We start from the raw sequence: 18,939 nt of genomic DNA on the forward strand, positions 1-18,939 counted from the left end.
ACCAGATTAAGAACCTGACACAAAAAATAGCGTTAAATGCTTTTGGCTTTTTAAGGATAATCTGGCGCAGATATCATCGTGGAGCTGGGAAGCTAGTGCTCCCAACAAGGACTCCGAATACATTAGCGCAAACCAACTCCGTTATGACTTAATTGTAGTTGCAATAACGGGGCGGACCATACATTTTTGTGCTCAAAAGTTGTGCGTATTCCCTAAAAAAGTTCCCCTAAAAGTCACTTAAAACATACCGTTATGGTGACGATAAAAATTAATCATTAAAACGAGGGCTGGCGTTAACTTAGCGTTAACCATGAGAAATTTAAGATATGACTCATATCACACACTGTGCCTCTTAAAGCGTTGGCTTTGAGATGGAATTTAACCTTGTTAATGATTAACAGGAAGTAGAGGCGAGTGTCATTAAACGTGTTGGTCAGCGAACTACGTGAATACCAACTCAATAAAAACACTTATAAAGGTCTCTTAATGTCAGATTTCAACTTGTTGTACCAACCAAAACTAAAAGATGGCGTGATCGTTGGTCTTGAAGCTTTGCTACGACCAGTCGACGTTGAAAAAACACTGCCTGAATTTTTCGCCGAAGTGAAAGACAACATGGCGCTTGATCTCGCTGTGATGAAGCGTTGCTTGGAAGACATCGCGAAGTTTGACATTCAAATTCCGGTGTCCATCAACATCTACCCAACCAGTGTTTTGAATGATTACTTCGTCTTTAGTGCTATCAAGCAGCTAAAAGGAAAGAACGTTTCTTTAGAGTTGGTTGAGCATCAAGGTGTAGAGCTGAATGACGAATTTCTTAGTCATGTGGCGCTGCTAAAAGACAACGGCATCAAGCTGTCTATTGATGATTTCGGTAAAGATTTCGCGAGAGCGGATTTGGCGCTCACTATCGGTGCGGATGAAGTCAAATTTGACCGTTCGTTGGTTCATGACATTGAGAAAAACTACAGCAAATTTAAGCACCTGTCGTTTTTGTACTCAAAGATCAAAACGCTATGTACACACAAAGTTGTTTTTGAAGGTGTTGAGAACAAGCGTCAAAAAGAACTGATCGAATTGTTTGCTGAAAAGCCAACGATTCAAGGCTTCTACTTCTATCCAGCAATGCCGCTAGAGGAGATTATTGAGCTAGATTGCTTTTCCAACCTTGAGCAAGATGCACCCGTAGAAGCACTGCTACGAATGAGCTTGGATTTAGATTACAAGCTTTATAACTTTCTGATTGAAAACAATATTGAAGATGTACAGAGCGAAGAAGTGAATCGCTTTATTGAAGACCATGACATCTTGGGCGTCGTGCACAACGAAGACGTAAATACGACTCTGAGCAACCTAAGAGACATCTATTTCAATAATACATCGATTATTGCGAATGGCGTTGTGTCGATGCTCGATTCAGCTGAAAAGCTGGTCATCATGAGAAACGAGCAAGGTGTGGTGATTTTTGATAACGCGGCACACCGAGAGTTGGTCGGAACCAGTATTGTTGGTGTGAAACCGCAAGAGATCATCCACGAAAACGAAAGCTACCGTTTGTGCTTAGAGAAAGATAAGAACTTGCTGCAAGACGAACATCTTATGTTCCACAAAGACAAAGAGTTTTTCGAGGGCATTGAGTACGACACGATTCGCGAAAAGATGGTCTACAACGGCAAGAAATTCATCATTGCAACTGTTTGTCCGTCGAATACTGGACTAATGGATGTAACCAAGGATGAGTTGACCAAGTGTTATACCCGTTCGTTCTTAAAGTACCACTTAGCGTCATACGATAATCGTATCGTGGCTTTTCTTGATATGAATGGCTTTAAAGCGATAAACGACAACTACGGACATCGCATTGGTGATAATTGTTTGGTGGATTTCGCGTGTTTATTACGTTCATCGCTACGCGAAAAAGATGTGGTGATTCGCTACGGTGGCGATGAATTTGTGATTGTTTTTGACTCTTCAGCATACGAAGACATTGAAAATCGATTGAACGCACTAAACGCGAAAATGGCGCGTTACTTTGCAGAAAAAGGTTTCGATTTGTCATTCGCGTACGGCTTATCAAAAGTCGTAAATCACGATATTGATGCTGCGATTGAGTTAGCTGACAAGAACATGTACTCGGCAAAACGACGCTTTAAGCGCCAATTAAGTGTGGATTACGTTATCTAAAACTTTCTAACAGGGATGTTGTAAATGTTAGGAGTTTTAAATGAAAAACAAAGGTTTTACTCTCATTGAAATGATCGTGGTGATTGTGATTTTAGGTGTGTTAGCGGTGACAGCGGCTCCTAAGTTCATGGGATTACAATCCGACGCGAGAATCGCAACACTGCAAGCGACCAAAGGCGCTATTGAGTCCTCGTTTGCTATGTTTTCTGCCAAGTCAGAAATACCGTCTACTGAGATTCAACCTTGTGATTACCACAAGCAAATGCGCTGTATGGTCATTGATGGTCAGCAAATTCGTCTAACCAATGCTGATAATTATCCGTGGTTTGATGTCTTTCCGAATCAAGCGCTGTCGCAGTTCAAAGCTTTGGTGAATGTTGACGTTTCTCCTCTTAACGATGATTTGCACGGTGAAGACAAACTCAACTTTGAAACGGATTACGACGGCGGCTTTTGGATCTTCCCACAGTTTTACGGCGATTGGAGTGAACTCGATACACTGCGTTGCCGAATCCACTACACGCCAGCAACGGCAAGTAGAACAGGTCACAGTATTACAACACTGGAAACTGAAGATTGTTAATAACGAGCGAAACGTAAATGGAAGTCACGCACAAACATGTTCTGCTGGTGGACGACAATGTTGAACTAGCAAAAACCATTATGGAATATCTGGAGCTGCATGGTATTCACAGCGACCATGCAGCCAATGGGGTAATGGCATTACAATTGGCACGATCGGATGAATACGATCTGGTGATATTGGATGTGAATTTACCTCATTTATCCGGCATCAAAGTCTGTGAAACCCTTCGAGCTGATGGCATCGATTTACCCGTGCTGATGCTCACCGCAAGAAGTGAACTCAGCGACAAGCTTAAAGGGTTCAGTGCTGGCGCGGATGATTACATGGTAAAGCCCTTCGCGCTAGAAGAGTTAATGGCCCGTGTCCTTGCTCTGTTGAAGCGAAGTAGCGGTACGCCAGATCGTTTAGTGGTGGACGATTTAGTATTAGATACCACCCAAAGGCAAGTTTATCGGGCGGGAGTCGCTCTAACGTTATCGCCGACTTGCTACAATATTTTAAAAGTGATGATGAGCGCTAGTCCTTCACCAGTAAGTCGAAGTAAGATAATGCGATTGGTCTGGGGCGATGCGTCACCAGAGAGTAACAGCTTGAAAGTTCACATGTTTAAGCTGCGTCAGGCGGTGGATAAGGGGCAAAACACCAAGCTTATTCATACGCTTCCTAACTTTGGCTATGTGCTCAAGTCCGAGTCGCGGCATCAATAGGAAAATCATCAGTGAAGATCAAAGACAGTCTTAGAGTGTACGTCATCACCGTCTCTGCGGTGTTAGGGTTAATCCTTGCCGTTGTTGCGGGCTCTTATAGCACCTATAACCTCTATACTGGTATCGATCTTGTGACCAAAGGTGTCATGTTGGTGAAAGCAGAAACGGAAGATCCGCAAGCAGGCAAACCCATCATCAACCCGCCTTTTATCATCACGGCCAACTGGGATGATTTACCCTTGGCATTTCAACTCAAGTTTGTTGAGAAAGAACTCGCGGTAGGGAAGTTATTTAAAGCGACGGAGACTGAGTATCGCGCAGGGAGAAACGCCAACCGCTTTATCTACCTGTTGATCAAAAGCGAAGTGGATGCTCAAACCAAATTTGTCGCAGTCAAAATCAACAAAAACGCCTTCGATGATTTCGCCGACACGCTAAATATCAACTTATTACCTCAGTTAGATTACATCGTTGTGTTTGTCACTGTACTGCTGATCTTCTTTTTGGTTGGGGTATTTACCATCATCAAGAGAATCACCAAACCGGTTGAAGAGCTGAAAAACTGGGCAATCAATATTCGAGAGAAAGACGATTTATCCAAGGTTCCGGACTTTAAGTTTTCTGAGCTCAACATGATGGCGCGAGTTATTAACTCCTCGGTGTCGGCAGTCCGGAAAAGTGTCCGTAAAGAGCAAGAATTCATTCGTTATGCCAGTCATGAGTTAAGGACGCCAATTGCGGTTATTCGTTCTAATTCGGAACTGATGAAAAAGATGATCGCCAGTGATATGCCTAAAGAGCGTTTACTGAAGAATCTGCAGCGAATCGAAAACAACAGCTTAGCCATGTCCGATTTGTGTGACAGTTTGTTATGGCTCAACCATGAAAAGTCAACAGAACTCAGAGAAACGATGACCAGTCTGGGCGTATTAACCGAACAGGTCGTGAACGAGCAAAGATACTTGTTATCTGGAAAGAAGGTAGAGGTTGAAACCTCGGTCGATAGCTTTGAATGTTTGCACTTAGAAGGAATGTGCAAAATCGTGATTACCAATCTTGTGCGCAATGCCTTTCAGCACACCAATGAAGGTGAGGTCATCATCAAACAGCAAGGGCTGGAAGTACAAGTGATCAATCGAGATAAACAAAAAGACCTGACTCATGAAACGACGGGGTTTGGTTTGGGTTTGTTGATCATCAAGAAAATCTGCGACAAGTATTACTGGCAGTATGAAGAACAAGTGCTGGAAGATGGTCGCGCAGTGAAAGTGACGTTTGTTTAAAGGGCAATTCTTAGCATGAAAACAAGTGTAGGCATGAAAAACAAAGGCTTTACATTGATTGAACTCGTTATCGCTATCGTGATTTTGGGTATTCTCGCCGTGGTTGCTGCGCCGAGATTCCTGAACCTGCAAAAGGATTCAAAGGTTGCGGTTATGGAGACGGTTGAAGCAGCAATGCGAGCAGGTCTAGAAATGGTGCATACGCGTGCCATTGTCGAAGGTTTGGATCAAGGTGAGCAAGAGATCGTCATCAATGGTGTTGTGGTTCCGCTCAGAGATGGTTACCCACGCGTAGACGGTAATGATTCATTCGATGACATGAACAAACAAGTCTTAGCTTGGCTCAATATTGATGCGGTGTCTTTAACTACGGCTCAAAAAGATCCCAATGCTGCTGATCTGTTTACTGACAAAAGCACGCCAAACAACCAAATCTATATTTTCTTCACTTCTGATTTGGATAAGAAAAGCGTCAACTTCCAATGCCAAGTGATGTACCAAAACATCACCACTCCAGAAGTAAGATTACTGACTGACGCTTGCTAGATATCGTTGAGGGGTTACTTCAAGACAAACCCAAAGTTTTTGATGGTTTGGAGTAGCTTCTCTTCGTAATTATCATCAAGTGCGTGCCTTAATTTGAACATGTGCACTTTTAAGCTGTTGGTGTCTGGCTGTTCATCTCCCCATACCTTCTGGATTAAGTCTTCACGACTGATGGGATTTGGAGTGGCGCGCAGCAAGACTTCTAGAATGCGATAGCCAGTAGGAGAGAGTTTGAGTTCATCGCTACCACGCATGACATGGCGCTCTTTCACGTTCATTTTTAAGTCTTTCAACTGCAGAAGGTTCACTTCGCCACTGCGTCGTCGAGAGAGCACTTTGACGCGCATTAACAGCTCTTCAAAGGCAAACGGTTTGGTGAGATAGTCATCAGCGCCAGCTTCAAAGCCAACGATTTTGTCATCTAGCGTGTCCCGCGCAGTCAGCATAATAATGGGGACATCACTGCCTTGTTCTCGTAATTTCTTACACACCTCTATGCCGGACATGCGTGGCAAATTCAGATCCAATATCACGACATCGTGGTGAGTCTTGGCTATTAACTCTAAAGCGGCTACGCCGTTCGAGACATGATCACAGCTAATGTCTTCAAGCTCAAAGTGTTCGACAGTGGTTTCTGCCAGTTCCAAGTTATCTTCGACCAAAAGCAATTGAAGTGTATTTGAGCGCGTCACATTTTTCTCCAGCAGAATGCGGTAAGCGAAGTATAGATTATTAAGCCAGAATCGCAGAAAAACAAATACTTAAATAGAAATTTTAGGTCACGATAACGGTCACTTTAACCAGTTGATAACCCACGAAATGCTAATTTAGCAACCAATTGAATGAATGGAGTTTGCAATGAGACGCTCTACTAACTTTAAGGTGGCATTGTTGGCAACGTGCAATATGCTTTTCTGGGCGTCGATTGCTGTGTCTACGGTTGCGCTATCAAGGCCGAACATTTCTATAGAAGTTCTAGTCTCACTACTTTTTATTGCAGGAGTCTTTACGTGGGCAACGATATATTGGTTGGTTCATAACTGTGTGAAACCCATTACGTGCATTACCAATGATATCGAGCGTATGAATCAGACTGGAAGCGTTGTACCTATCGCCAATATTTATGGGGAAGAATATGAGGCATTGCTTGTGGCGGTGAACAAAGCGATGAGATTGGCACAGGGTGAGAAACAAGAGCGCTAAGTGACCATAATCAAACAAATTCTGGTGCTATGCTTTAACGATGACATAAGAAAGGTAAGGGGCCATTAAACATGTCGCAAATCGAAATCAAATTGGAGCGTCCACGCGTCGAATTGCTGTTTGCCAAATATAAAGATCAAATCGGAGATGACTTTCCGGGCTATCGTAATCATGTTTATCGAACCATCACTTATGCGATGCATTTCCTCGGCAATGATGAGCAGTACGAGCAGTTAGTTGAAACGGCATTTGTTTATCACGACATTGGTTTGTGGACTGACCATGAATTGGCTTATCTCGAGCCTTCTGAAGCGGTTGCTTTGGCAGATAATGAACACTTTGAGTGGGGGTTAGATCCTGATGCTTTGCGCGGTGCGATTCATTGGCACCATAAGATTTCGCCGTATAAAGGGCCGCACCAGAAAGTTATCGAAGCATGCCGAAAAGCAGACTGGATTGATGCAACCAAAGGCAGCGTTCGTAAGGGGTTGAGTAAAGAAGTCATTGCAGAAGTGGAAGCGGCATTTCCAAACTTGGGCTTTCATGACACTTTGCTGCGCCTTGCAAAAGACTATGGCGGTTCAACGCTCGTAGGCGGCGTTAAAGTGACGTTGGGTATCGTTAAGTGGTAATTCGTCTTCTGCCTTAACCGTGAGTAAATATAAGCACGAAAATATAGATAACCAAAAAACAGAAACAACTACGAAATCAAAAATGCCGAGGTGATGCAGTTCACTTCGGCATTTGTCTTTTTGAATAGGGAGGTTATGCGCTGACTTCTTGCTGCATGATTTGTTGATTGAAAGCGAGAGGTTCTTTCAAGATGGCACGCCCAACAGCTGCCAAATCGAGCCAACCGTTGTTTACTGCTTGGTCGATGTACTCTGCGCTTTCAATTCCACCAACACCAATGATAGGAACACCCAAGTCCGCTTGCTTGAGGAAGGTGGACTCTGATACCAGATAGCCTTCGCCGCGGCGATCTTTAGGTCGATTCCATCCCCCAATGCCAGATGACACATCAATGATGTCTATGCCTGCTTTGATCAGCAACTGGCACACTTCTACCATGTCTTCTTGGGTTAATCCTTCTGGGTAAAGGTCTTGACCGGGGATTCGCACCATTACCCCAATGTTGCTATTGGCTTTGATTGCTTCGATGATCTCGACCACCAAACGAGTACGGTTTTCTAATGAGCCACCGTATTGATCATCACGCTGGTTTGTCACTGGAGAAAGAACTTGGTTCAAGCCATACCCGTGGGCACAGTGCAGTTCGACAAAATCAAAACCGGCCTTGTCCGCACGAAGCGCAGCGTCGATAAAGTTCTGACGCCAAACAAGCATGTCTTCCAACGTCATTGCTTTTGGCTGTGGCAACTCGCGATCGTAAGCGGGAACGGTTATGCCGGAAGGTCCCATTAAATCAGGGCATACCTCTAACTGCGCTTTACCGCCGCAATGAGTGATCTGAAAGCCTGCTTTTGCACCGCGAGCATGAATGACTTTTGCGATCGATTGCATTCCCTCAATGCAGTCATCGCTGTGTGCACCTAACTGGTTCGGTTCACTTCGGCCAGTAAAATCCACAAAGCTGTATTCCACCATCACAAGACCCGCCCCCGATTGCGCCAGTTTGTCATAGTGTTGAATAGTGGTTTGGGTGGCAATGCCATCGGTTGTCGCGGTTTGAGAGGCCATAGGTGGCACAACCAAACGATTGTTGAGTTGGTGTTTCGCGACGTTCAATGGAGTAAAGCGAGTCATACGATCCCTCGTGATATCGAAATAAGAGCAAACATTCTATGTCACTTTGCCAAGAATATGAGTGCGAATCTTCTGTTTCAATCCGAATACTTCGAATTTCTATCTTACATTTTCATAAATTACGCTAATTTAATTTTACTCATTACCGATCTTCGCTGAACTGAAGCATCACGTTTTTGTGCGTCGACAATATGCACGATGACAGAAGAAAGAACACCGGAACCCGATAAAAGAAGAGGTGTGTATGTGGAAGGTTCGTGAGGTCAGCCCGACAGATTTTGAAGCTATTAACTGGCTTAACTTCGAGCAGTTAACTGGGCATTGTATGTTTCAATCGAGTTCAATATCTAGCTCAATACTTGAAAGCGGAAAGGACGACGAAAAGTCACGTAGGGCGCTCGATTTTAGCCAATCTCGGATAACCAACCTCTATTACACGCCAGAGACGTTTTGTGCACAAATTCTCGACCAAGGTGTGTTGTTCTGCCTTATCGAAAATGCGCGTAATCGGCCAGCGGGTTATCTTTGCGTTCGGATGTGCAAACCTGATGGCAAGCAAGTTTATGCGTCAGGAGTGATGGTTTCTAACCTCTATTTTTGTGTAGAGCGTTTTTACCTCTCGCGCCGAGATAACCATCCGGAACTCGGAAAAAAGCTGTTTGAACACTTCGAACAATGGCGTGCGCGAATCTTAAATGTTCAAAAGCAATAACATAAAGAATTTGGAAAAACGCAAGATAGCTTAAGCCGTTATATCGCAGCAGTACCACGTTCCGAATTCATCTCTTCCATCGTTCAATCACAAACTCTCTCAATCACCACTGTCAAAGGAGCACCATATGGTGAAAACAACACGGTTAAGCTCATCAGAGCAAGAACAGAGCGGCCTATCCAACGAGGAGAAGGTATCGCTCTACAATACGTTTACACAACTCGTCTATGAAATGTCATCGAATCTACCGCCAGTCTGTAACGTGAAATTGCTTCCCATTGCTAAAATCAAAGCAAATGGCTATAAGGCCAATACGATAAAGCCGGCGGAGCGCGATTTGCTGAAACGTTCTTTGCTCATAGATGGGATCACATCCCCGATCATTGTGAACAAAATCGACAAAGGAAAAGCGTTTACGATTATTGATGGTGTTCATCGATTTGAGCTAATACAGTCACATCCTGTTTTACAACCTATCCCTGGTTATGCGCCTTGCGTGGTATTTGATACCTGCCTACCGAATTGCATGTCCTCGTCTATCCGGCATAAGAGCGCCCGAGGAACCACGGACTCTGAGGCCTTTGCGGATCTTGTCATCAACCTCGTTCAACTAGATTGGAGTAACGAGCGTATCAACCAAGAAATAGGAATGCTCGACGGCGAAATATCAAAGATGCTTCAGGTTGGCGACCTAGGGGAGTATTCACGACAAACTAGCCTCTCTGCCTACTTGGAGTAATCTCGCTAGCACAAGAGAGCAGGGTAGATTACTGCTGATCCCAATAATCGAGTTTTCCGTTGATTGTGCCGACGTGTACGTTGTATCGCGGAAAGTTCTTAAACAAATACACTTTGTCACCATGACGTTTAGAGTTATAAAAAAGCACACGATAACCTGATGTTACATGGTTAAAGTGGTCATTAGAGTCTTGCAACCGATCATCGACTATCGGATTTCGACTGTAGATGAAATGAATGACTTGATCGCCTAGCTTAAATTGCCTTGCCTCCACCTTCCATTTAGATAACAAATCTCCATGCTCACTCTGCTTTGAATGCATGGCAACAACCTTGCCTCGATAGCACGTCATAAAAGTATCTCTCTCATCGGTTTTAAAATTGATGGAATAGCGACATGTTGCTCCATTAATAAACGAGTAAAGAATCGTTAGAATAATGCTTACAGTTAAAAGTAGAGCGAGTGCCATAACGGTTCTATTTATCATTAGCTTGTTCCTCATTGTTTAATTCAATTAAGCCAGAACGAGTAGAGTAAAAGTAATTCCCTGTTTTATTTTTAGTTAAGAGTGAAGGTGGATTATCTCCTTCAATATGGCAAATTTGACCTGTTTTAAGTTCTTTGCATTCTAAATTCACCCATGAAAGCCACCAAAAGAACAATATATAAACACAAACAAAAATCATGAATATCGAAAGAAAGAACTTTCGCTTTTCGCAACGACAACTTTCTACGGTATGGGTCACTAACGCATCGACTTGAACATTAGAGGGTTCATCAATCAAAGAATCTTTGTCTTTATTCTTTACGTCTGTATTTTGTTTGGGTATTTGGATCCGATAGCCTTTCTTAGGCACATTAAGGATTTTTATATTGTCGATTTCTAGCACCTTCCTTAAGTTGGTTATCGCGACCGGCAGCGAATTTGGACCGATAATCTCCGCGCTTCCCCAAGCCTCAAGAATCAATTCATCCTTCACGACAACGTCACCAGGGCTTTTGCATAAACGATCTAAGATGCAACTCTCAGGTATGGTAATCGAGAACGACTTGCCATTTCCCAGAATGAGCTCAGCGCCGGATTCGGTTCGCTTCAGCGTGCAGTTTCCTATTGGCACTTCAATGCTGTCTATTTGTTGAGGTCTCATAAAGCTCCACCTTTATTATTTAGTTTTGAACGCTGATAAATGGTATGAAAGTTCACCCTTATGGTGTTGGTTTAATGTTAAATATATAAGTAATTAATCATTAATTTACATGTTCGATTGTTGTTTATAGGGATCTTGCCCACAAAAAAATGGACTATTTATTCATATTTGTTAAATGTCGTCACCCTTTATTATCCAACCGATCTCAGGCATATATATGAAGAATTTCTTCGCACAATTTCAGTCAATTGGTTGCAGTCAACAAGATGAAGAAATTAGATATGGTTATTTAATGTTTAGGAATGAATCTGAAAAGTGAAGATATTTTAGGTAATCGCAATCAGGGCATGGTCGTTGAGGGGATTACTTATCATTCCATGCATTCTAACGTTTCAATTATTAATTATTATTTAACGATGATTAATTACCTTTATTGAACGAGGTAGAGGATACTTACATTTCTAACATAGGTTTTTGCGCTTAATAAACATGATTGTGGAATGCATATCACGGAGCGAATTGAACGAGTTATTTGTACATCTTCGTTCTGCATCCAAAGGGAGTCTCGGATGATCCAAACGCCAGAAATGACAGCTTTTCTTTTGTTGATATTTCTTTATGCCTTTATGCCTGGGCCAGCAATGCTCTATAGCGTGGGGCAAACCTTAAGTTGTGGTAAGCGAGCGGGTATCATTTCTGTTCATTTGGGAGGGTACGGGTACTTCCACGTTGTCTTATCTGCGGTGTGTTTGTCATCCGCTTTCGTACTATCACCAATGGTATTTGAGGCAATGAAACATCTTGGTGCTGTCTACTTGATATGGCTTGGCATTACCAGAATCTACAAAGCTCAGACACAAGTCTGGTGTGAGAAACAACAATCTGGTTGTCAGCATGATTCTGACCAGAGGGTCTTTGTTGATGGCATCATCGTAGATGTTCTAAACCCCAAAGCCGCGTTATTTTACTTAGCTTTTTTGCCTCAGTTTGTAAGTCGCGATATTGGGTCAGATATTTGGCCTCAACTGTTACTACTCGGCATCATCACCAACATTGTATTTAGCTGTGCTGACTTATTGAGTGTCCTACTTGCATCGCGATTACGAGCCGCATTGCTTTTAAAACACAATACATGGATTTATTTGTCGAAGTGGGCAGGCTCGATATTCATTTTATTAGGGCTCTTGGCGGTAATTAACTAGATATGAGTTTTCTAAGTGAGCTCGTGAAAATTATCTTCACGATAAGGATTTTTGGGTTTTAAAACTTGGCTTTAATCTCGGTATAAAAATTTAAAAATAATTTCATCAATAATAGGAGGGCTATTTGATTTTTTCGTTTAAATATAATAGTGCAAAACAAAAAGGGAAAAGTAATGATAAATATAAACAATGTTGAATTATTAACACCAAAAGATAAAACACTATATTGGAAGAAATGGAGTTATTGTGCAGAAGCACGAATTGATCCGCTGGGTCAGATGTGTGTAGACCATATTAAGGAGCATCAGTATGAATAAGTCTCCCTCTGTTTATGGTGGTGCTTGTATTATTGCGTGCGTTTGTGTTGGTGCTGGTATGCTTGGCTTGCCTACCGCAGCATCAGGCGCATGGACATGGTGGGCGTTGCTGATTCTATTCGGCACTATGATCATCATGACGTTCTCCGGTTGGCTTCTGCTTGAAGCGTACTCTTCCTTTCCTTACAAAGCATCGTTCAGCACGGTAACTGAAACCGTGTTAGGTAAACCTATCAGTATCATCAATAACTTAGCGGTGTATTTTGTTGGCGGTATCCTGTTGTACGCCTACATTACCTCTGCTGGGTTGGTATTGGCGGATATGTTTTCAGTCAATGCCAAAGTGACCTCATTGTTGTATGTGATGGTGTTTTCTTTTTTCGTTTGGCATTCAACGCGTTGGGTGGACCGAATTTCAGTATTGTTGATCCTTTTCATGGTTATCTCGTTTGTGTTTGGGATCTCAGGATTAGCAAGCCAAATCGACCTGTCCGTATTGTTGAATTCCGGTGACGAGGGCGCGAACTACGTGCTTTACGTGGCGCCTATGTTGCCAATTGCGCTTGCTTCGTTTGGTTATCATCACTCGGTGTCTTCCTTGCGAGACTACTACCAAAGCGAACGTAAAGCGGGTAAGGCGTTGATTGGCGGAACGGTGATTGCGTTTGTGGTTTATAGCGCTTGGCTGCTCTCAATATACGGTAACTTACCTCGTGGTGAATTCAGCCATGTCATTGAAGCGGGAGGCAATGCAGATGCGCTCTTGAATCAGCTGAGCAAAGTGATTGAAGTGACGTTTATCTCACAAGTCATCAGTGCCTTCTCTGTCGCTGCTATTTTATCAAGCTTTATTGGAGTAGGGCTTGGCGTATTTGATTTCCTTGCCGACCTATTCAAATTTGATGACACCAAAGAAGGTAGAACCAAAACTTGGTGCGTAACCTTTATCCCTCCACTAGTTCTCTCTTTGCTATTCCCGTTTGGGTTTCTTATTGCCATCGGCTATGCAGCGTTCGCTGCGGCAATCTGGGCCTGTATTATTCCAGCGGCTCTGGTTGCCAAACTGAGAGCTCAGCGAAAAGCAGACGACAACAGCGAAGACTCTAACGATAAGAGTGCAGAGCCTACTTTTACGGTAAAGGGCGGAAGTGTCGTGCTGTGGGCTTCTTTACTTTTTGGTATCGCGGTCATGGTCATCCACCTGCTGACATTACTTGATGTTATCCCCATGTTTACGGGATAAATCCAATATTCATGGCGAATGCTCGAATATAAAAGCCAACTAATATGACCTGAATTCGTTTTACGGATTGAAATGACACCTGATGTTTTCATTAAGGTGCGGATATCTCTATTTAAATTTCGATGTCCCATTTAAATGAATAGTCGGAGAATTTCTCATTGAAGAATGATTTTTTATTTAAGTATTTCGTCAAGCAATAACGATAGAAACAATTAAAGGACGTTAAAAATGACAATTAATTACACGAAGAATAATCACTCGAACAGAAAATCAAAAAAACAAATAAGCGCTTTACAATACACTGGATTATTAGGTGTTTTGTTAAGTTCGGTGCCTGTGAGTGCAGCGTATGTCGACGGCAATTTGAAAATCAACGGAGATTACTTTCTTTTCGGTCTTGGCTCGGGTGCCGCGATGGAAGACAAAGACGACTATGCGGTTTCTGGTATCGGTCGTGTTACCGCAAACTGGACAGCGTTTGAAGACCAGAGTGGCAATGTTGGGCAAGTCCAGCTTCGAGTCGACCACAAACATCGTTTAACTAATGATGTACCGCTGATGTACATATTCGATAATTTAGGTGGTTACGGCATCATTCAACCAGCATTCAGCGACATTGGTCTTCGATTAACCAATTTGTACTGGCGACAAGAGTTCAACCAACAAAATACCGAACTGATGGTCGGGTTCCTCGATAGTACGGATTATGTCGATACTTACGCGCTTGGCAATCCTTACGCTGGCTTTTCAAACCTCCAATTCAGCACCGGCGTTGGTACGATCCCCATTCCAGATGAGTCCACTTTAGGTTTCACTCTAAGGCATATTACTTCGGATAATTTTTATGGCTTAGTGAGCTTTTCGGATGCGCTCGCCGATTCAACGGAGCCGTTTGGCGGGTTGAGCCACATCGTGCGTGATAACCAGTACTTTAAGTCTTTGGAAATTGGTTGGATAGGGGCGAAAGATGCTTTCTATGTTCAGAACATCCACATGACCTTATGGCACAGTGATGGAAAACAGGAACAAGAAACGGAAAACTATGGTGTGAATGTTTCTGCAACCTACCTTATGGGTGATTGGATGCCATTTGTCAGAGCGGGTGTCTCACACGGCGACGAATCACTGTACGAATCATCGTTCACGTTCGGAACCGGATACTTAGGCTTTGAAGGCAATACTTTGGGTATGGCCGTGGGGTGGGCTAAGCCGAACTTACCGATGGAGATTGATGAGATAGTCAACGCAGAAGTCTACTATCGTATGCAGTTTGGCGCACTGTCCTTGACTCCTAATCTTCAGTACGTCAGTGATTTAGCGTGGAATCCAAGTGAGGAAAATGCGTTGATCTTTGGCCTTAGAGCAAGACTAACGTTTTAACCTCGCGTCGTTGAACATTTGAGTAAAAAAATGCGCGGCGACGGCCGCGCGTGTCAAAGACCACAAGATACAAAGGAGTGTGTAGCTAATTGGATTGGAGAACTAACGTGTTGTTAGCGCCTTCATTCTCTCGTTTGGTCTTAAAGTCTCAACTAAATAATGGCTAATTAATGTGCCATGAGAAAAGAAACTGGTTGGCTTCTGTGTACCGATTACCACTCAATGCTTGAGCCATCGAATACTCGGAAGCTGCCAGATTCTTCTAGCGTTAAGTTTGACGCAACATTAATAATGCCAGACACACTTTGCTCGGCGGTAAAGGTCGCGTCTTTGCCACCCATATCGGTTTGTACCCAGCCCGGATGAATCGCCAATGTTTTCACTTCTTTCTCGCGAAGGTTCTGCGCTGCTGATACCAGAATTTGGTTCAGTGCCGCTTTAGACGTACGGTAGCTGTACATGTTGCCTGAGCTGTTATCACCAAGGCTTGCGACGCGAGTCGAGATACCGACGATGGTTTTGAGTTCACTAGCTGCAACGTTGTCTTGTAACGCTTGGATAAGTAGAGCAGGAGCAACGGTATTGATGGTTAGCACTTCTAGCCATTTAGCTTGTGTCATTTCACCGAGTTTCGCGCAATCGTCACCAAGCACGCCTGCATTTAGGATCAAGTGATCGATAGGGCGGCCATTCAGACTATCTGCTAGGGCATTGATGTCGGATTCTTTTGTTACATCGAGCGTTAATGGCTCAATGTTGTCGTTATTTTTTGCTAGTTCATTCAGTGCATTTGCTGATTCTGGCGCGCGACAGGCGGCCAGCACATGCCAACCTTTGTTTGCGTATTGACGAACAAACTCCAAACCAAGACCACGATTTGCACCAGTGATTAAAACAGTAGACATAGGGAACTCCTAAACATTCATTGAGTATGTGGTGAGTTTAAGAGTGAACCGGAACAAAACGCGCTAGAAAGGGAACAAACTTAGCAAGATTCGACAATGTCGAATTCAATAAGCTAAGTGGTTATTTTTCCAAGAATAGGAGGCGTGTTAGCGTTTCAAAAAGACGGACGCAAAATGAATTAGACGCTGCTGGTTTAGCTCTTTTGCATGACCGCTGACACCCGCGACAGCAACGAGCTCTCCCTCAAGATAGAGCGGGATGGCAAGGCAGTTTAAGTTCGGTTCCGCTTCTTCTAAGTCCAACGCATAACCATTGTTGGCAACCACGCTTAATTCTTTCTCTAACGACGGGGAAAGTTGGTCTTGCAAGCGCAAGCGTCGTCGGAGTTCCTCATCAAAGGCCAAAAAGACCTTGCCGATTGCAGAGGTGGTTAGCCCCTCACGTTTGCCGCGTGGGCTGCGGATCGTTAGTGGGTTATCTCGTTCGATGGCATCCAGATAAAGGTATTCCTGTGCGCCACTTTGAACGGCAAGATAGGCGGTGTTATCTGTTAACTGTGCCATCTTCTTTAAAAGAGAAGCAAAGTGCCGACGAATCGATTCATCCTTTTGCTCAAGTGGCTTGGAGAGATCACGAAATCGCAATCCCAATGTGTATCCCTGTTTTACACGAGAAACGTATCCCAACTCACTCATGGTCGCGAGTAAACCGTGCACCGTGGTTTTATTAAGCGCGACAGTTTCACTGACTTGCTGTAATGACATAGGCGCATTATGTAAAGAAAGCGCTTCTAGAATGGTAAAGCTTCGCTCAACGGATTGAATTCTTTTGGGTTCTTTGGACACGTTTTTACTCGGGTAACGGTGTGAGAAATGTGAAGGAACAAAGCCTGAGAATAGCTTCTCTTGTTAAATTAGAAAAGCCCAACGATCTGTCCATCGTTGGGCTTGTAAGTATTAGAAACTTTGGTGATTAACGTTCGCTAGGGTGTGTCCAAGCGAATTTCTCGAATGGCTTGTCTGGTTGAGTATGCGCTAGCGCATTGGTGAAGTTAGAAATCAGTTTCGCTGCCAATCCGGTTAATACCTCTAACGCTTGGCGCTGCGTGAAACCAGCATCCAAGAACGCTTGTAGTCTGTCGTCACCGATATGACCGCGGTTATCAAGTAACTCTTTAGTGAAATCATGCAAGGCTTGTAATTTTGCGTCTGGAATTGGTGTGCCTTCACGTAACGCTTCAATCACTTCATCTGGCATTTTGCCGGCTTTCATCATCCATGTATGGCCAGGAATGCAGTAATGACACTTGTTTTCGAAGTTAGAGGTCATAAACACCACTTGTTGTTCAAGCGGACTGAGTGTGGTGTTTTTCATGAAGAGTTCAAACGTTTTGTTGTAAGCCTCATACGTAGCAGGTGCTTCTGCGAGAACCGCATGAAGGTTAGGCAACATACCAAAACCTTTTAGCGATTGTTCAACTAATGCTTTTGATTCTTCGGGTGCCGTTTCAGCTGTGTAGTAAGTGAATTCAGTCATGAGTTTTCTCTCCGTGAGATTTTTTGCACTGTGTGCATGACATTGAATGTAAGCGCGTTCACCAAATCGAACTGCGTTATGTGGTTTATTATGGTGACCTAGACCTTAATATCAATTAGTTAACTTTTAGTAACCTAGTTTTGAACTTGCTTTGAAGCTTGGATTTAGTCGTTAAGTTATTAATTAACATAATTAAATTTTTGAAATCTGAATTTCCCTTTTCTCTAAGACGGGCTTTAAATTGGCCAGAATAAGCATAGTGTAAGACGCAAAAATGAGTAGGGATGTTGGAGCTATGGACGAAAACTTCTAATCAATATTGACGTAATTTGTTACATGTCACTCCTGGAGGGGAGGGATTTTTGCACGTATTTGCGGTGATTTGTCACGTAAATAACTGAGTGAGAACAAATATCATTCACCTAATGAGTAGTTACAATTACGTGCTAGAAAAAGGCCGTTTAACTTGGTTAATATTTAGTCAATCAAGGAGGTGTGTATGAGACGATTCGAGAACATACTTTTTGCTACGCAAGGACTGCCAGGGCACAGTGACGCACTGGGTCAAGCGATCAGAATTGCGGCCAACAATCGCGTTCCGGTATCAGGTTTAATTGCCTGTCCAGACTTTCCCACCGATCTCGCTCAGTATCAGCAAAGCTATGAGCAATCTTTGCACGATTCGCTTCAGCAGAGCGTAAAAAAGTTACGTGAACAACACGACATTACTGAAGAGCAAGTGCCGTTTCCGCTACGAGTACAAAGCAGTGAGCAACCAGCGGTTTGCATCATCCAACAAGCCATTACCAATCATAATGACCTGATCATTAAAGAGGCTGAGCCGCTCAGTGAAGGAGCTGAAGGTTTTAAAGCGATAGACATGACGCTATTGCGCAAGTGTCCTTGCCCGGTATGGCTTCACCGACCAATTTCTAAACCAAGAGATAAACGACGTATTGCGGTTGCCGTGGATCCCATGACGGTCAGCGACGAGCAACAAGTGCTTTCGCGTCGACTGCTGGAACTGTCTCGTTCGATTGCAGACACGTGCGACAGCCGATTACACATTATCTCTTGCTGGGAACACTACTTGGAGAACTATCTAGATAACCATGTCTGGATCCAAGTAGAAGAGGCGCAGTTGGCCAATGAAGTGTCTCGGGCGAAAGCAAATCATGAACAAGCACTACAACGTTTGATCGAGGACTCAGGTATCTCTGGTGAGATGGTGATTCATCATCTGCATGGTAAACCAGATGACCAAATTCCAGAATGTGTCGATGAAACCGAAATCGATGTTTTGGTCATGGGCACCTTAGCTCGAACCGGTATTTCAGGGTTTGTGATCGGTAATACTGCCGAGAACATTCTGCAATCGATCAACTGCTCTTTGGTGGCGATGAAGCCAGAGGGTTTTGTATCCCCAATTAAATAACCAGTCATTCGCGACTATTGAAAGGAGAAACACTGAGGTAAGCAC

At 43.5% G+C, this 18,939-nt stretch carries 20 protein-coding genes; 13 read left to right on the forward strand and 7 right to left on the reverse strand.

Features of this window, described 5'->3' with window-relative positions; all coding sequences use genetic code 11:
* The first annotated feature begins 414 nt into the window (after window positions 1–414).
* From A9237_RS20110 to A9237_RS20130, 5 genes are read left to right on the forward strand one after another with little or no spacing between them, the layout of a single operon-like run.
* On the forward strand, window positions 415–2,184 hold the full coding sequence (locus A9237_RS20110) for a GGDEF domain-containing protein (protein WP_078609333.1): 1,770 nt from the start codon (window positions 415–417) through the stop codon (window positions 2,182–2,184).
* Between the two features lie 40 nt (window positions 2,185–2,224).
* Complete coding sequence (locus tag A9237_RS20115) at window positions 2,225–2,767, forward strand: prepilin-type N-terminal cleavage/methylation domain-containing protein (RefSeq protein ID WP_009704587.1); 543 nt, start codon at window positions 2,225–2,227, stop codon at window positions 2,765–2,767.
* A gap of 17 nt (window positions 2,768–2,784) precedes the next feature.
* Window positions 2,785–3,477 (forward strand): response regulator transcription factor, encoded by a 693-nt coding sequence (locus tag A9237_RS20120; RefSeq protein WP_078609335.1) that lies wholly within the window; start codon window positions 2,785–2,787, stop codon window positions 3,475–3,477.
* 11 nt (window positions 3,478–3,488) lie between these two features.
* A complete protein-coding gene (locus A9237_RS20125) occupies window positions 3,489–4,760 on the forward strand; it encodes a sensor histidine kinase (RefSeq protein ID WP_078609337.1) in 1,272 nt (423 codons plus the stop codon).
* Between the two features lie 15 nt (window positions 4,761–4,775).
* Entirely contained in the window at window positions 4,776–5,306 is a 531-nt protein-coding gene (locus A9237_RS20130) for a type II secretion system protein (RefSeq protein WP_009704584.1), read from the forward strand.
* A 14-nt stretch (window positions 5,307–5,320) separates the two neighbouring features.
* Here A9237_RS20130 and A9237_RS20135 read toward each other — a convergent pair whose 3' ends face one another.
* Window positions 5,321–5,998 (reverse strand): response regulator transcription factor, encoded by a 678-nt coding sequence (locus A9237_RS20135; RefSeq protein WP_009704583.1) that lies wholly within the window; start codon window positions 5,996–5,998, stop codon window positions 5,321–5,323.
* A 166-nt stretch (window positions 5,999–6,164) separates the two neighbouring features.
* Here A9237_RS20135 and A9237_RS20140 point away from each other — a divergent pair, with 166 nt between their 5' ends.
* The gene (locus A9237_RS20140; protein ID WP_078609339.1) at window positions 6,165–6,509 is read left to right on the forward strand and encodes a hypothetical protein; all 345 of its coding nucleotides are present in this window, start codon (window positions 6,165–6,167) and stop codon (window positions 6,507–6,509) included.
* 71 nt (window positions 6,510–6,580) lie between these two features.
* Window positions 6,581–7,141, forward strand: coding sequence for a hypothetical protein (locus A9237_RS20145; RefSeq protein WP_009704581.1), 561 nt, complete (start codon window positions 6,581–6,583; stop codon window positions 7,139–7,141).
* A gap of 133 nt (window positions 7,142–7,274) precedes the next feature.
* On the opposite strand, the gene A9237_RS20150 is transcribed toward A9237_RS20145, so the two are convergent.
* Window positions 7,275–8,276, reverse strand: a complete 1,002-nt coding sequence (locus tag A9237_RS20150) for an NADH:flavin oxidoreductase (RefSeq protein ID WP_078609341.1) — start codon at window positions 8,274–8,276, stop codon at window positions 7,275–7,277.
* Window positions 8,277–8,520: 244 nt separating this feature from the next.
* Here A9237_RS20150 and A9237_RS20155 point away from each other — a divergent pair, with 244 nt between their 5' ends.
* The gene (locus tag A9237_RS20155; protein ID WP_237358457.1) at window positions 8,521–8,988 is read left to right on the forward strand and encodes a hypothetical protein; all 468 of its coding nucleotides are present in this window, start codon (window positions 8,521–8,523) and stop codon (window positions 8,986–8,988) included.
* A gap of 127 nt (window positions 8,989–9,115) precedes the next feature.
* Window positions 9,116–9,727, forward strand: a complete 612-nt coding sequence (locus A9237_RS20160; protein WP_078609342.1) for an IbrB-like domain-containing protein — start codon at window positions 9,116–9,118, stop codon at window positions 9,725–9,727.
* A 28-nt stretch (window positions 9,728–9,755) separates the two neighbouring features.
* On the opposite strand, the gene A9237_RS20165 is transcribed toward A9237_RS20160, so the two are convergent.
* A complete protein-coding gene (locus tag A9237_RS20165) occupies window positions 9,756–10,214 on the reverse strand; it encodes a hypothetical protein (protein ID WP_045417836.1) in 459 nt (152 codons plus the stop codon).
* The gene (locus A9237_RS20170) at window positions 10,204–10,875 is read right to left on the reverse strand and encodes a winged helix-turn-helix domain-containing protein (RefSeq protein ID WP_078609344.1); all 672 of its coding nucleotides are present in this window, start codon (window positions 10,873–10,875) and stop codon (window positions 10,204–10,206) included. The genes A9237_RS20165 and A9237_RS20170 overlap by 11 nt, the downstream gene beginning before the upstream one ends.
* A 569-nt stretch (window positions 10,876–11,444) precedes the next feature.
* Between A9237_RS20170 and A9237_RS20175 the strand changes: the two genes are divergently transcribed.
* From A9237_RS20175 to A9237_RS20185, 3 genes are all read left to right on the forward strand, one after another.
* Complete coding sequence (locus A9237_RS20175; RefSeq protein ID WP_078609346.1) at window positions 11,445–12,077, forward strand: LysE family translocator; 633 nt, start codon at window positions 11,445–11,447, stop codon at window positions 12,075–12,077.
* 309 nt (window positions 12,078–12,386) lie between these two features.
* The gene (locus A9237_RS20180) at window positions 12,387–13,637 is read left to right on the forward strand and encodes an aromatic amino acid transporter (protein ID WP_078609348.1); all 1,251 of its coding nucleotides are present in this window, start codon (window positions 12,387–12,389) and stop codon (window positions 13,635–13,637) included.
* Between the two features lie 336 nt (window positions 13,638–13,973).
* Entirely contained in the window at window positions 13,974–15,017 is a 1,044-nt protein-coding gene (locus A9237_RS20185) for a carbohydrate porin (protein WP_418386510.1), read from the forward strand.
* A gap of 212 nt (window positions 15,018–15,229) precedes the next feature.
* Here the strand turns inward: A9237_RS20185 and A9237_RS20190 are convergent, their stop codons facing one another.
* The 3 genes from A9237_RS20190 to A9237_RS20200 all read right to left on the reverse strand — a co-directional run bounded on the left by A9237_RS20190 (window position 15,230) and on the right by A9237_RS20200 (window position 17,459).
* Complete coding sequence (locus A9237_RS20190; RefSeq protein ID WP_039989068.1) at window positions 15,230–15,922, reverse strand: SDR family oxidoreductase; 693 nt, start codon at window positions 15,920–15,922, stop codon at window positions 15,230–15,232.
* 147 nt (window positions 15,923–16,069) lie between these two features.
* Complete coding sequence (locus A9237_RS20195) at window positions 16,070–16,768, reverse strand: IclR family transcriptional regulator (protein ID WP_078609352.1); 699 nt, start codon at window positions 16,766–16,768, stop codon at window positions 16,070–16,072.
* A gap of 127 nt (window positions 16,769–16,895) precedes the next feature.
* Window positions 16,896–17,459: a carboxymuconolactone decarboxylase family protein gene (locus A9237_RS20200; protein ID WP_039839501.1), complete on the reverse strand. Its 564-nt coding sequence runs from the start codon at window positions 17,457–17,459 to the stop codon at window positions 16,896–16,898.
* A gap of 499 nt (window positions 17,460–17,958) precedes the next feature.
* Between A9237_RS20200 and A9237_RS20205 the strand changes: the two genes are divergently transcribed.
* Window positions 17,959–18,894, forward strand: a complete 936-nt coding sequence (locus A9237_RS20205) for a universal stress protein (RefSeq protein WP_078609353.1) — start codon at window positions 17,959–17,961, stop codon at window positions 18,892–18,894.
* Window positions 18,895–18,939 lie beyond the last annotated feature (45 nt).

Source organism: Vibrio owensii, from assembly GCF_002021755.1.
Taxonomy (GTDB): Bacteria; Pseudomonadota; Gammaproteobacteria; order Enterobacterales; family Vibrionaceae; genus Vibrio; species Vibrio owensii.

Coding starts and splice junctions, on each gene's coding strand:
- A9237_RS20115 (WP_009704587.1), top strand. CDS start 2,225: ATGAAAAACAAAGGTTTTACTCTCATTGAAATGATCGTGGTGATTGTG.
- A9237_RS20120 (WP_078609335.1), top strand. CDS start 2,785: ATGGAAGTCACGCACAAACATGTTCTGCTGGTGGACGACAATGTTGAA.
- A9237_RS20130 (WP_009704584.1), top strand. CDS start 4,776: ATGAAAACAAGTGTAGGCATGAAAAACAAAGGCTTTACATTGATTGAA.
- A9237_RS20140 (WP_078609339.1), top strand. CDS start 6,165: ATGAGACGCTCTACTAACTTTAAGGTGGCATTGTTGGCAACGTGCAAT.
- A9237_RS20145 (WP_009704581.1), top strand. CDS start 6,581: ATGTCGCAAATCGAAATCAAATTGGAGCGTCCACGCGTCGAATTGCTG.
- A9237_RS20150 (WP_078609341.1), bottom strand. CDS start 8,276: ATGACTCGCTTTACTCCATTGAACGTCGCGAAACACCAACTCAACAAT.
- A9237_RS20155 (WP_237358457.1), top strand. CDS start 8,521: ATGTGGAAGGTTCGTGAGGTCAGCCCGACAGATTTTGAAGCTATTAAC.
- A9237_RS20160 (WP_078609342.1), top strand. CDS start 9,116: ATGGTGAAAACAACACGGTTAAGCTCATCAGAGCAAGAACAGAGCGGC.
- A9237_RS20165 (WP_045417836.1), bottom strand. CDS start 10,214: ATGATAAATAGAACCGTTATGGCACTCGCTCTACTTTTAACTGTAAGC.
- A9237_RS20170 (WP_078609344.1), bottom strand. CDS start 10,875: ATGAGACCTCAACAAATAGACAGCATTGAAGTGCCAATAGGAAACTGC.
- A9237_RS20175 (WP_078609346.1), top strand. CDS start 11,445: ATGATCCAAACGCCAGAAATGACAGCTTTTCTTTTGTTGATATTTCTT.
- A9237_RS20180 (WP_078609348.1), top strand. CDS start 12,387: ATGAATAAGTCTCCCTCTGTTTATGGTGGTGCTTGTATTATTGCGTGC.
- A9237_RS20190 (WP_039989068.1), bottom strand. CDS start 15,922: ATGTCTACTGTTTTAATCACTGGTGCAAATCGTGGTCTTGGTTTGGAG.
- A9237_RS20200 (WP_039839501.1), bottom strand. CDS start 17,459: ATGACTGAATTCACTTACTACACAGCTGAAACGGCACCCGAAGAATCA.
- A9237_RS20205 (WP_078609353.1), top strand. CDS start 17,959: ATGAGACGATTCGAGAACATACTTTTTGCTACGCAAGGACTGCCAGGG.